Annotated in this window: 13 protein-coding genes and 1 tRNA gene; 4 read left to right on the top strand and 10 right to left on the bottom strand. The window is 45.5% G+C overall.

The window, feature by feature from the left end:
* Positions 1-27: 27 nt before the first annotated feature.
* From ABCM67_RS07110 to ABCM67_RS07075, 8 genes are all read right to left on the bottom strand, one after another.
* Positions 28-198, bottom strand: a complete 171-nt coding sequence (locus ABCM67_RS07110) for a Flp1 family type IVb pilin (RefSeq protein ID WP_044962312.1) — start codon at positions 196-198, stop codon at positions 28-30.
* A gap of 44 nt (positions 199-242) precedes the next feature.
* Positions 243-1,268: a type II secretion system F family protein gene (locus ABCM67_RS07105; RefSeq protein WP_342992700.1), complete on the bottom strand. Its 1,026-nt coding sequence runs from the start codon at positions 1,266-1,268 to the stop codon at positions 243-245.
* Between the two features lie 9 nt (positions 1,269-1,277).
* Positions 1,278-2,060, bottom strand: coding sequence for a type II secretion system F family protein (locus ABCM67_RS07100; protein ID WP_021652832.1), 783 nt, complete (start codon positions 2,058-2,060; stop codon positions 1,278-1,280).
* Complete coding sequence (locus tag ABCM67_RS07095) at positions 2,057-3,247, bottom strand: ATPase, T2SS/T4P/T4SS family (protein ID WP_092071684.1); 1,191 nt, start codon at positions 3,245-3,247, stop codon at positions 2,057-2,059. The genes ABCM67_RS07100 and ABCM67_RS07095 overlap by 4 nt, the downstream gene beginning before the upstream one ends.
* Positions 3,244-4,257 carry a hypothetical protein gene (locus ABCM67_RS07090; protein WP_147603215.1) on the bottom strand — a complete coding sequence of 338 codons (1,014 nt, stop codon included), beginning with the start codon at positions 4,255-4,257 and terminating at the stop codon, positions 3,244-3,246. Before ABCM67_RS07090 ends, ABCM67_RS07095 begins: the two co-directional genes overlap by 4 nt.
* Positions 4,254-4,766, bottom strand: a complete 513-nt coding sequence (locus ABCM67_RS07085; RefSeq protein ID WP_021652829.1) for a prepilin peptidase — start codon at positions 4,764-4,766, stop codon at positions 4,254-4,256. The genes ABCM67_RS07090 and ABCM67_RS07085 overlap by 4 nt, the downstream gene beginning before the upstream one ends.
* A 227-nt stretch (positions 4,767-4,993) precedes the next feature.
* Complete coding sequence (gene nagA / locus ABCM67_RS07080; protein ID WP_015525592.1) at positions 4,994-6,148, bottom strand: N-acetylglucosamine-6-phosphate deacetylase; 1,155 nt, start codon at positions 6,146-6,148, stop codon at positions 4,994-4,996.
* A gap of 79 nt (positions 6,149-6,227) precedes the next feature.
* A tRNA-Glu gene (locus ABCM67_RS07075) sits at positions 6,228-6,299 on the bottom strand.
* 271 nt (positions 6,300-6,570) lie between these two features.
* Between ABCM67_RS07075 and ABCM67_RS07070 the strand changes: the two genes are divergently transcribed.
* The 4 genes from ABCM67_RS07070 to ABCM67_RS07055 all read left to right on the top strand — a co-directional run bounded on the left by ABCM67_RS07070 (position 6,571) and on the right by ABCM67_RS07055 (position 9,484).
* Positions 6,571-7,197, top strand: a complete 627-nt coding sequence (locus ABCM67_RS07070; RefSeq protein WP_015525591.1) for an SGNH/GDSL hydrolase family protein — start codon at positions 6,571-6,573, stop codon at positions 7,195-7,197.
* Between the two features lie 4 nt (positions 7,198-7,201).
* Positions 7,202-7,966, top strand: coding sequence for a GNAT family N-acetyltransferase (locus ABCM67_RS07065; protein WP_015525590.1), 765 nt, complete (start codon positions 7,202-7,204; stop codon positions 7,964-7,966).
* A 127-nt stretch (positions 7,967-8,093) separates the two neighbouring features.
* A complete protein-coding gene (locus tag ABCM67_RS07060; RefSeq protein ID WP_059086211.1) occupies positions 8,094-8,294 on the top strand; it encodes a hypothetical protein in 201 nt (66 codons plus the stop codon).
* 26 nt (positions 8,295-8,320) lie between these two features.
* Positions 8,321-9,484, top strand: a complete 1,164-nt coding sequence (locus ABCM67_RS07055; RefSeq protein WP_015525588.1) for a hypothetical protein — start codon at positions 8,321-8,323, stop codon at positions 9,482-9,484.
* On the opposite strand, the gene ABCM67_RS07050 is transcribed toward ABCM67_RS07055, so the two are convergent.
* Entirely contained in the window at positions 9,454-10,344 is an 891-nt protein-coding gene (locus ABCM67_RS07050) for an amidohydrolase family protein (protein WP_015525587.1), read from the bottom strand. The two genes, ABCM67_RS07055 and ABCM67_RS07050, sit on opposite strands and share 31 nt — an antisense overlap.
* Before the next feature lie 5 nt (positions 10,345-10,349).
* Entirely contained in the window at positions 10,350-11,510 is a 1,161-nt protein-coding gene (locus ABCM67_RS07045; RefSeq protein ID WP_110102750.1) for an alanyl-tRNA editing protein, read from the bottom strand.
* Between the last annotated feature and the right edge of the window lie 30 nt (positions 11,511-11,540).

Genomic DNA, 11,540 nt, shown 5'->3' with positions numbered 1-11,540 from the left:
AGCAGATATCACCGCTTTTTCTCATTTTCAGATCGTGTTGCTTTGTTTTGTGATTTTTGTAAGGATTTTTTTAACAAGTGCTGTAAGCTGTTCCTTAAAGATGATGACCAGACTGATCAGAACCACCAGAATCAGGATGATCTCCACAACACCCACCGCATCCTCTTCCATCGCAAATTCTTTTACATATTTCCACATATTTTCATTTGTCACCTCACATTTCCTTTCTCTGTTCTCCAGTCCTACCCTCCGTAAAAGGAAAGGCATGCCGGAAGCATGATCACCGCCATCACCACCAGGAGCATCAAGACCATCGGAAGAAGCAGTTTTGTTGCTGCTGTATCTCCCAGCACTCTTGCTTTTCTTTTTCGCTCCTCCCAAGCTTCCACGGATTCCTTTTCCAGCAGATCGGCCAGATACCTGCTTCCTTTCTGGAGGTTCTGGATCAGTAGTGTTGACAGAGTTTTATACTTTACCTGTCCGCACCGTTCTCCAAATCTCCGGTAAGCCTCTGCTTCGGAAATCCCACTGTCCATCTCATAACAGGCTACTCGGATTTCTTCGTAAGCCTCACGTTTTTTACCATCTTCTCTCTTTCCGTAATCCAGTGCTATTTTCTGGAACGCTTTTCTGGCAGTTAAGCCTGCCTGCACCAGAAGGGTAAATTTCATGATCAGTCCTGGATAATCCATCAGCATCTGTTCTCTTCTTTTTATCTGAGCATTCTGTTCTTCCCGTTTTTTTGCAATGACAGCTGCTACCGCTGCTGCCAGACCAAGAGCTGAAAGCAGGTTTCCTGTTTTGTCTTTTGGCTGCTCCCATTCAAGATGTTTTCCATTCCATTCATCTGGAAGATAATAGTACTGCGGATCGTTTTTTTTCTGATTATATTGTACGATCATGTCCTGCAACTCTTTCTCGCGCTGCTGTTCTTCGCTAAGTTCTGTTTCCGGCTCTTCTTCGGATCCTTCTGTTTCTTTTTCCGGCACCTGCACATACAGGGAACCGGCTTCTTCTCCGTCTACAGATACTTTGAATTTCTCTTCATAAGCACCTGTCTCCTCTTTTTCCATACGGTATCCGGATGAATAAACCTTATCTCCGCCACTTTGAAATGTCAGGAGCATACCGATGATATTTCCGGTAAGCGCTATCCGTATAAACAGTTTCTTTTCTTCCGGATTTCCGGCTTCCGGAGGCAGCCGCCCCATTTTTCCTGCCAGAAACACCCCAAGGATCACCATAAATATCAAAATATGTATCCACATTATCCTCACCTACACTTCTATGTCTACAATCTTCACACCCAGCCAGTAAGACAAGCCATAGATCACCATGCAAACTGTCATGGCACAGATTCCGAAAGGATTCCCATAAAGTACATCCAAAAATCCCGGCGAAGTCAGTTTCAGATAGCAGATGATACCGGCCGGCATGATACTCATAACCATCTGTTCCGATTTCTTTGCGGCCAGCGTTGCCTCGATCTCTTTTTTTACCTCGATCTTATCACTAAGCATTCTGGCTACTTTCTGGATCACCTGCGTCATATCCCCGCCTGTTCTTTTTGCTGTATAAAATACTGCTGCGAAATTTTCAATATCTTCCACTCCGCTGCGTTTTCCCAGATCCAGGAACAGCTCTTCCACCGGAACACTCAGACGCAGCTGGCTTTCGATATACCGAAATTCATCCAGGATATCACTTCCCTTTTCATAAAGTCTCCCCAGATCCTTTACACTGGCACGCACCGCATTCTCCGCGGAATAGCCGGCCTGTACCGCCACATTCATGGCCGTCAGAGCATCCCGGAACTGGTAATTCAGCTCCCTCTGCTGCCGTGCAGTGCATTTTTTCCTCTGCATTTTCAGAAAAAGCACTGGTATTGGAAGCATAAACAGCAACACAGGAAGGCTCTGATAAAACAGATAGTCGGCTGCAGCGCATACGGCAGCTCCCTCCAGAAGATACTTTGCGGTCTCCTTCCCCGTAAAATGATACATCCTGTAATCTTTCCTCGTAGATCTCCATTTCTGATTCTTTCCTTTCCGCTCTTTCATAGTCTGATTCCTGCCCGTTTCATTTTTTCACAATGCAAAAGTTCTCCGGTTTTTACAAGTCCCTTTCCTTCTTCCCAGCGATACAGCGGCCTGGTCTGGATCTCTCCGTTTTCAAATCCACATACTTCTGTGATTTCCAGCAGCTTTCTGCTTTTATCCCGCATACGCCCGAGATGTACCAGAATGTCTACCCCGGAAGCGATCTGCCTTCGGATTGCTTCCAGGGGAAGATCGATCCCCATCAATGTCATCGTTTCAATTCGGGAAAGCATATCCTGACTGCTGTTTGCATGAAGTGTTGAAAGGCTTCCATCATGTCCCGTATTCAGGCTCTGCAGCATATCCACTGCCTCTCCTCCACGGACTTCCCCTACAATTATCCTATCCGGTCTCATTCGAAGGGCTGACCGGATCAGATCTCGGATCGTTACTGACACCGCGCCCGCCATATTGGCCATTTTTGCCTCCAGACATACCAGGTTATCAATTCCCCGGATCTTAAGCTCCGCATTATCTTCAATGGTGATCAGGCGCTCATCTTTTGGAATATATTCTGTAACAGCTCCAAGGAATGTTGTTTTTCCACTGCCTGTACCTCCACCGATCACAATAGAATATCTTGCCTGAACAAGTTTTTTTAAAAACTGTGCACATTCTTCGGTGATGCTTCCAAAAGCGATCAGTTTTTCCATTGTGATAGGATCATCCGGAAAACGACGGATCGTCAGGATCGGACCATTCAGAGCAACCGGATAAACCACTGCATTCACACGTGCTCCGTTTTCCAGCCTTGCATCTACAATGGGCATGGACTCGTTGACAACCCGGTTACAGCGCCCTACGATCTGCTGGATCACATCCTCCAGCTTCTCTTCTGACGTGAAGACCTTATTCCATCTGGTCAGTTTTCCTCCACGTTCCACAAAAATATGATCCGGACCATTTACCATGATCTCTGTAACACTTTCATCATCGATCAGTTCCTGCAGAACATCCAGCTTGCGCACAGAACAGAACAGCTCCTGTCTGAGCTCTACTTTCTCCTTCAGTGAAAGAAACAGTTCCCTTGCCTGAGTTAATATCAGTTCATCGATCACCCCCAGGATCTCATCATCGGACAGCTCTCTGGAAACATCCAGCTGTTCCATGAGCAGATCATACATTTCCCGGAATTTTTCTCTGTTCATGACCGCTCCTTTCTCAAAAGTTCACGGATATAATCTCCCAGTTCACTCCAGACCAGCTGTTCTACGTAAGCGTCAGAAGAGATCCTATCCATATGAAAGGGCAGATGCACCTTTTCTGTTTTTTCCAAGATCTTTTCTTTATTCCAGATACGCAGAAGATTTTCGAATTGTGTCACCTTACAGACAGAAAGTGTGTCATTCAAAACCGGCATATAGATTTTTCTGCACATTTCCAGAAGCCGGAAATCCTCATCTCCATTTTCTCCCATATCCAGGATCAGCACTTCATAGGAACTGTGAAGTACGATCTCCTGCAACAGCTGCTCCCAGTCTTCCCAGTCCACGGTCCGGATATCTGAAGGTGTTCTTACAGGCGGTATAAAATCCAGATTGTTTACTGTCTGGATCATTCCGTTCATTCTATGGATCAGGTTTTCATTTCCCTGGCGAACATAATAAAACAGATCACTCAGATTAGCCGGAAATTTTTTCCCAAGAAGTTCCTCAAAACCAGAATAGGATTCCAGATTCAGATAAAGAACGGCACGTTCTTTCGCCAGTATCTGTCCCAGCGCAAGTGCAAAGGATGTCTTCAGACATCTGCCAAGAGGAGAAAAAACACCGATGATCTCCATTGTCTTTTTCAACACAGGAAAAGTTACCGGATCAAGAGACTTCTCTTCTCCATAGCAGGCCATCACCTCCCTTATCACATCTGAGGAAGATTGATATTTATACACACTTGAATACTGATCCAGTTCCGGAGGATGCACACCCTCTGAAAGAATGATGATCTTTCCGATACCAAGGTCACGGACTTCTTTTCGCATTGCTTTATCGGAAATCAGCAGCAACTCAATATGATTTTCTTTTCCGTAGGCAATGAGACTTTCCGCCGTGGTAAATGCCTGGATCTCAAACGGAAGATTCTTTTTCTGGTTCAGATAATCCATAAAATTGAAAGCATAATCCACCTCCAGATCACAGACCGCAAATATGTTTTTCTTCAATACACACCTCCTGCATAAAGCACCGCACTCAAAAATATGGGTACCGTAAAATGAAAGTTCTCCGGAAAGCTCATCCCCTTTCTGTAATAAGGACGTATCTCACCGGTACAGTAAAACTCATTCATATACTGATATAAATAAAGGAATCGTCGGCGGATACCGCCTGTAGAAATAAGAATTGCCAGAGAAATGCCTGCACCTGCAAGCAAAGAATAAACAATACATTCCATAACTGTCCGCGGCCCCATGATCCCGCCAAGTGCGCACAGAAGCTTGATATCTCCGGCGCCGATCATATGGAATATAAAAAGGATTCCCAAAAGAAGCACCGGCACGGCCACTCCTGCCAGAAAGATCACTCCACCTTTCGGCCCGTTTTCTGTGATCTGGATCAGGAAACCGATCATAAAAGAAAAAAGGATCCATCCATTGTCTACAGATGCATCTTTAAGATCCATCCAGACCGCCATCGCAGATATCACCACGGATAATTCTCCATAAAGAAACATACACGCCCCCTTTCCTTCTTAAAATATATGTTTATTCAGTTATGATAAAAATGGGATTTCCCGCCTGACCTGGCGGTGATCGATACCAGAAGATCTCTGGTGAAATTAATTATAGAATTTCAGGAGCATTTTGTCCAGCATTTTCGTTCGACAAATTCTGACACGAATTTTGCTGTCATCTGCTCCTGAAATTCTTTTTATTTTTTATCGTTTTATCTTCTATGATCCTATCGAATCTTTACTCCGTCCTTGATCACTGCTTTCAGTTCCAGATCCTGATCCAGCAGTACCACATGAGCTTTTTTACCTGCTTCCAGAGATCCGTACTGTTCTTCCACACCAAGGCTTCTGGCCGGATTTATGGTCGCGCAGGCCACGGCTGTTTCCAGCGGAAGCTCCATCTTTTTAACAACTGTACGCATACAGTCCATCAGATTTGTGGCAGATCCTGCGATCGCACCGTCAGATACCAGCGTGGCAAGTCTTCCCACAACCTTAACATCCAGTCCGCCCAGTGTATACTGACCGTCCGGCATACCGGTAGCTCTCATACTGTCGCTGATCAGGATCATCCTGTCAGCTCCCATCATCTGAAAGGTAGCTCGAACAACAGACGGATGGATATGGATCCCGTCACAGATGATCTCTGCCATAACATCCTTACTATCAAAAACAGCACCTACGACACCTGGTGCACGATGCGTAAACGTAGGCATTGCGTTATACAGATGGACTGCATGGTTTGCCCCTGCTCTGCATGCTTCCATTGCTGTATCGTAATCTGCATTGGTATGTGCCAGAGAAACATTGACCCTTTCATGAACTTCTCGGATAAATTCTGCTGCATGCTCACTTTCTTCAGGTGCAATCCCTATAAATTTTACCAGACCTTCCGAGGCCTTTAAAAAACGGTCACAGATTTCCACATTACATGGCAGGATATTCCTCGCGTCCTGTGCCCCTTTTTTCGCCGGGCTGATAAAAGGCCCTTCCATATTGATCCCCAGAAAATCCGCCTTACGGCAGTCCTTTGTTTCTTTTTTATATTCTGCTGCTGTATGGAGGATCTGCTCCAGTTCCTCTACCGGTAAAGTCATAGTAGCCGGCGCGATCGCTGTAACTCCTACCGATGCCTCATATTCCGCGATCCTTCCGATCGCAGCCTTGTCTCCGTCGCAGAAATCATCTCCCTTGCATCCATGAAAATGCAGATCGATCAGTCCCGGAATGGCGTAGCAGCCTTTTCCGTCCAGAACATCCCCGTTAAGCTGCGGCGCATCCTTTTCTTCATAAACCTGTCGGATCTTATCCCCATCCAGGATAATCCCGCCTTTTACAAATGCTTTGTCCGGTGTAAAAACATACACATTATCAATGATCATAGTAAAACCTCCCAAAATCCCCATTTGTGATCATAAACAAAAAAGCAACCAGAAACATGTTCTGATTGCTTTCAGTTAATAGCCAGTACGGGAATCGAACCCGTGTTTCCGCCGTGAGAGGGCGGCGTCTTAGCCCCTTGACCAACTGGCCATATTCTTTTGTTTCTGTCGTTTGATTTCGTTTTTTGTTGTTTCCCTCAACCGACTTCGTTAGTATATAACACTTTCTTTCAAAATGCAAGTACTTTTTTTAATTTTTTTAAAAAATTTTCATGTTTTTCACGTTTATTCGTTTTTTACCCATTTTCCGGTATTTCGTACGCTTGACCACTGCTGGTGTAAGTGCTACTATCAAAGCACCAATACGAAAATAATCGACTGCGGATAATGATCCGCCCGGTATAACAGAAAGAAGGAATTGGATGACTCGCATTTTGTGTCTCGGAGACAGTATCACAGATTGCGGACGGCTTTTCTCCGCAGATCCTCTTGGAAAAGGATATGTGAAGCAGCTCTCCTGTCTGCTTCATAACACAGATCACCGATTTTCCATTGAAAACAGAGGTATTGATGGTTTCACCCTGGAACGGCTTCTTCAGAACACAGATTTCTGGCTGGAAAGCTCTGATCCGGATATTGTTACCGTCCTGATCGGGATCAATGATGTGGGGATCATGATGAACACCCGCCGTTCATCTGCACAACAGCAGGATCTGATGAACAAATTTGTCACCCGTTATGAGCTCCTTGCAAAAAAGCTATCCTGCACAAACTCCCGGAAACGAACGCTCTATTTCCTGGAACCCTTTGTTTTTCCATGGCCACGCTGCTACGCTTCCTGGGCTCCCCTTCTTTCACAGATGTCCGTACATATTAAAAAGATCAGTCAGGATCATGGCGCCGTTTTTCTCCCGCTGCAGAACGATCTGGATCAGGAAGCTGCACGATCCGGGCCTGCATCAATAACTTCTGACGGTATCCATCTCACACCACAGGGGCATCAGATCCTGGCAGATAAACTTTATAAATTGATCATATCAGAAAGGTAATACTATGGAAACAACGATCAAAAAAATCGAAGATATGTCACTGAACGCATGGCCTTCCCATAAAATGGAACTTTATGACGGATGGATCTTACGTTTTTCTTATTTCTATACGCACAGGACCAACAGTGTGGAACAGTTCGGAACCTCCACACTTCCATGGCGCGAAAAAATCCCCTACTGCGAACAGGTCTATAAGCGTCTGGGAACTCCTGCGATCTTTAAGATCAGCCCCCTTGTATCCCCGGATTTTGACTATATGCTGGAAAACAGGGGCTATTCCGTTCAGCACATAACAAATGTTATGACTGTAGACCTAGACAATGCCGTTCTGGATGCGTCTGTCACCGATGTGCTTTTTTCCAATGAAATTCCTGATTTCTGGATCCACAGCCTTTTTGACTTGAAAAGAACTACAAATCCGATCCATCGAAGCGTCGTTCCTTCCATGTACCGTGCCATTCTTAAGGAAACTGTCTGCGCTTCCATAACAAAAAACGGCGAGATCATTGCCACAGGTCTTGGAATCCTGGATCGCGACTACATCGGTATCTATGCCATTCATGTACGTGAAGATTATCGCCGCAGAGGATATGCCCGTCAGATCTGTACCGGTCTTCTCAATGAGGGCAAAAAAAGAGGCGCCAGCCACGCTTATCTTCAGGTGGTAAAAAACAATACTTCCGCAGAAAAGCTTTACAGCTCTCTTGGATTTCAGTATTCCTATACCTACTGGTTCCGTGTTCAGCCTGTAGGAACACGTTTTCAGTAAATGCATGGATTTTCCGTAAATCCCTGTAGAAATCAAAAAATCTTTTTGCTATAATACCCTTAATATGTATAAAATCTTTCCTGCCTTCATATACTGATCCTTATCAATCAATAAGGAGACTGATCCGATGAACGATCCGCAGGAAAAAAACACCCAAAATCCCTATCATATTTATTACAATAATTATCTGGATACCAATGCCTGTACTGAATGCACGGGTCTGATCAACCATGGAATCGACAGCCGTGAGCAATGGGATTCTTTCCGCCAGATCTTTGACTTTATACCGGCGTCGGAAACCCATGATCTTACAGATAAACAGGACTGACCGTTATCCCGGGTCGGAGGACACAAATGAAAAAACTGTCTGCTGCATGTATGATTCTCGGCCTTTCCCTTTTTGCGGGAGGCTGCAGCAATGATCAGATCGATGATCATATTATTTCTCTTCAGGATAAAATTTCAGACGTTACTGCTTCAGATTCCACAGAACAGGAAGATCAGGAGCCTTCCACGGAAGAACGTGTTTATATAGATGAGCTTACCGGCACACTGCTGGATTTTGACGGTACACACCTGACGATTTCCAGCAATGGAGAAACCTATGTATTTGATGTTTCCCAGACAAGGCTTGAATGCAAATACGGCGTTGTATCCAGTGATCAGGTCAGTGTGATCTACCAGGGACAGCTTTCCGGAACGGATATCAGCACCATTTCCCCCATCAAAATAACCGACAAATATCATAATGAAACTCCTCTGGAGGACCGCACTTTAAAGGGCAAAGTGAAATCACTCACATCCAATGCCCTTGTGATAGTTACAGAAAAGGGAAATACCGTAACCTTCCCTGTCACCGGTGTCAGACAATACTACAAAAAAGGCATCAAGGCCGGCAAGTGGGTCTATGTCCATTTTCGCGGTAAATTCATCAACGAAACACTCGTGGATGACAAACAGTATGACGGCAGTTTCACAAAAGTGATCAGTGTCTCCGATACGGATCCACTGAAAGTACCTGCAGCAACTCCTACGCCTTCCCCTGAACCGAAGAAAAAAGAACAGCATCTCCGTGCAAAGATCGTAAATGTCAGCACCGGCACAATGACTGTCATTCCGCAGACCACAGGATCGGAACTGACTGTTTCACTTTCCTCGGTTCCTGTATATTTCAAAGGAGGAATGGCTCCGGGATCTTATGTAAACATTATCTATACCGGTAAATTTAATGGTGAATCCACCAGCGGCATGAAGATCCGTGGAATCACCGGGGAGGATCCGGACATACTTTCAGTACGCAACATTACTTCTACTGTAACCGGCACGATCCTGGGCACAACCGCCAATACCGTGCTGCTCCAGACATACGACGGCGTAAAGATCCTCTGCAGCCGTGAAAACGTTCCGGACCTTTCCTCAAGCGGAATGGAAGAAGGTGCCGATCTCCGGGTTACTTTCAACCCTGCGAAATCACGCACCTCCAATATTTATACCTGTATTAAATTCGAAGACCCGTGACGGAAGATGGTACGGATCCTTTTTTCTCCATCTTCCATCCAGCTTCGTACTGCCTGCGTATCACCCAGTATATCAAAAAAAGCTCTGCTTTCATCCTGTACACCCTGGCCGTGAAGAACCTGATATGCACCGGCATCGCTTCCTACTGCCACATGAACCTTCTTTTCAAAAGCTTTCTTCAGATTCTGCTCGCCTGTCTTTATAATAGATGCAAGAATCGTATCTTCAAATCTGCCGCAGCCTTTAAGATTCCGCACAGTTACAAGTGTCGGAACCCACACGCTTTCGCTGTCTGCCAGCATGGAAATCGTCTCATCATCCATATAGTTCCCATGCTCAATACTGTCAACACCAGCCTCCACTGCTGCTTGTACGCCATAGCATCCATTTGTATGGCTCATCACGGCAAATCCCTCTTCATGAGCAATATGTACCATTTCTTTCACATCCGTTGCTGAAAGCGGCGTTCCCGTAATTTTCCCGTGATCTGCAAAATCCAGAAGCCCTGTAGTCATGATCTTGATAAAATCCGCACCTTCAGCGGCAGCTTCCAGAACTCTTCTGTGATATTCCTTCATGTCTGAAAAGCTTTTTCCAACGATCTTCCCGTAATGCCCCTCTTTATAAATGGCAAAAACCGGTGTGCGATAGTCAATTTCATATTCAGGGGCCAGTCTGGCAGCCCGTTTTGACACACCGTAATGATCTCCTCCGTCTCTCACAAAACGGATTCCTCTTTTCCGGTATTCCTCAAAATGAGCACGGATCAGTGCATCCCGGGGCCCGTTTTTCTGTGTCTCAACGGCTTTCCGGTAATCATAGCCATTGAGAAATATATGTGCATGACATTCCCCAAACATTTTCATCACTGCTCAAAAAAGTTTCGGATCTCTTTCTCAGATGCCTGCACCGACCCCTGTACAAAGAACGGCTTTCCACCTCCGCGTCCGTTTAATTTCGCATTCATCTCTTTTGTAAACTGACGGAGATCGCCGTCTTTTTCGCCCATTGCATACTTGTAGCTTCCGTCTGCATTTCCGGAAAATACCGCACAGCAGCCCTGGCAGGTCTGTGTCACGGCGTCTGCAAGCTTCCGCACACTGTCTGCATCCATTCCATCCATAAAGATGAGAACGCTTCCGCTTCCTGCATAACGCTCTGCCTCTTTCCGGCACATGTCGTCTACCAGCTGCCCAACCTGTCCTTTCAGTCGGAAATTCTCTTCCTGAAGGCGTTCCACTGCCTGCGCAGTCTTATCCATTTTTGCGGAAAGCTTTACAGAAATCTGGTGGTTCTGGTCATTGACCATGTTCAGATAATCCAGCACACGTTTTCCGCAGATCATCTCAATACGGACACCTTCACGAAATTTTTCCACGGAAAGAAGTTTCACCATTCCGATCTCTCCGGTATGTGTCACATGAGTTCCGCAGCATGCACAGATATCCACCCCTGGAAATTCTACGATCCGCACCTGACCGGTGAGCTCTTTTTTGCTTCGGTAGTCGATTTTTTCCAGTTCCTCCGCTGTAGGATATATGATCTTTATCTGCGTATCTTCCCATATCTTTTGGTTTGTTTTCCGCTCGATCTCAGCAAGCTGCGCCTCATCCAACGGGCCATTCAGATCTATGGTAATGGTATCGCTTCCCATATGAAAGCCTACATTATCGTATCCGTAAGCCTCGTGGATCAGTCCGCTCACCATATGCTCACCGGAATGCTGCTGCATCAGATCAAATCTTCTTGCCCAATCGATGCGTCCCTGTACTTCTGTTCCGACTTCCATCGGCTGATCTGTATAATGAAGAAGTTCTCCCTCCTTTTCATGCACTTCCTTTACTTTCACATCGTTGAGATATCCGGTATCGCTTGGCTGTCCACCGCCCTCCGGGTAAAAAGCGCTCTCATCCAGAATGATATGAAAACCTTTTTTTGCTTCTCTGCACTCCAGGACTTTGGCTGTAAATTCTTTTTTATATACATCTTCATAATATAAACGTTTCGTCTCTGTCATTTGTCTCATCCTTTCTGCATCTCTGCTTTGACGACTTAT

This window comes from Blautia sp. 2227st1_G12_2227SCRN_220401 (assembly GCF_039062885.1).
In the GTDB taxonomy this organism is placed as follows: domain Bacteria; phylum Bacillota; class Clostridia; order Lachnospirales; family Lachnospiraceae; genus Blautia_A; species Blautia_A fusiformis.
The sequence above is the reverse complement of the archived record's forward strand: the minus strand, read 5'-3'. Positions and strand labels throughout refer to the sequence as shown.

Bases quoted from the DNA above. Each gene is read 5' to 3' on its own strand.
- ABCM67_RS07110 (WP_044962312.1), bottom strand. From the start codon at position 198: ATGTGGAAATATGTAAAAGAATTTGCGATGGAAGAGGATGCGGTGGGT.
- ABCM67_RS07105 (WP_342992700.1), bottom strand. From the start codon at position 1,268: ATGTGGATACATATTTTGATATTTATGGTGATCCTTGGGGTGTTTCTG.
- ABCM67_RS07100 (WP_021652832.1), bottom strand. From the start codon at position 2,060: ATGAAAGAGCGGAAAGGAAAGAATCAGAAATGGAGATCTACGAGGAAA.
- ABCM67_RS07095 (WP_092071684.1), bottom strand. From the start codon at position 3,247: ATGAACAGAGAAAAATTCCGGGAAATGTATGATCTGCTCATGGAACAG.
- ABCM67_RS07085 (WP_021652829.1), bottom strand. From the start codon at position 4,766: ATGTTTCTTTATGGAGAATTATCCGTGGTGATATCTGCGATGGCGGTC.
- nagA (WP_015525592.1), bottom strand. From the start codon at position 6,148: ATGATCATTGATAATGTGTATGTTTTTACACCGGACAAAGCATTTGTA.
- ABCM67_RS07070 (WP_015525591.1), top strand. From the start codon at position 6,571: ATGACTCGCATTTTGTGTCTCGGAGACAGTATCACAGATTGCGGACGG.
- ABCM67_RS07065 (WP_015525590.1), top strand. From the start codon at position 7,202: ATGGAAACAACGATCAAAAAAATCGAAGATATGTCACTGAACGCATGG.
- ABCM67_RS07060 (WP_059086211.1), top strand. From the start codon at position 8,094: ATGAACGATCCGCAGGAAAAAAACACCCAAAATCCCTATCATATTTAT.
- ABCM67_RS07055 (WP_015525588.1), top strand. From the start codon at position 8,321: ATGAAAAAACTGTCTGCTGCATGTATGATTCTCGGCCTTTCCCTTTTT.
- ABCM67_RS07050 (WP_015525587.1), bottom strand. From the start codon at position 10,344: ATGTTTGGGGAATGTCATGCACATATATTTCTCAATGGCTATGATTAC.
- ABCM67_RS07045 (WP_110102750.1), bottom strand. From the start codon at position 11,510: ATGAGACAAATGACAGAGACGAAACGTTTATATTATGAAGATGTATAT.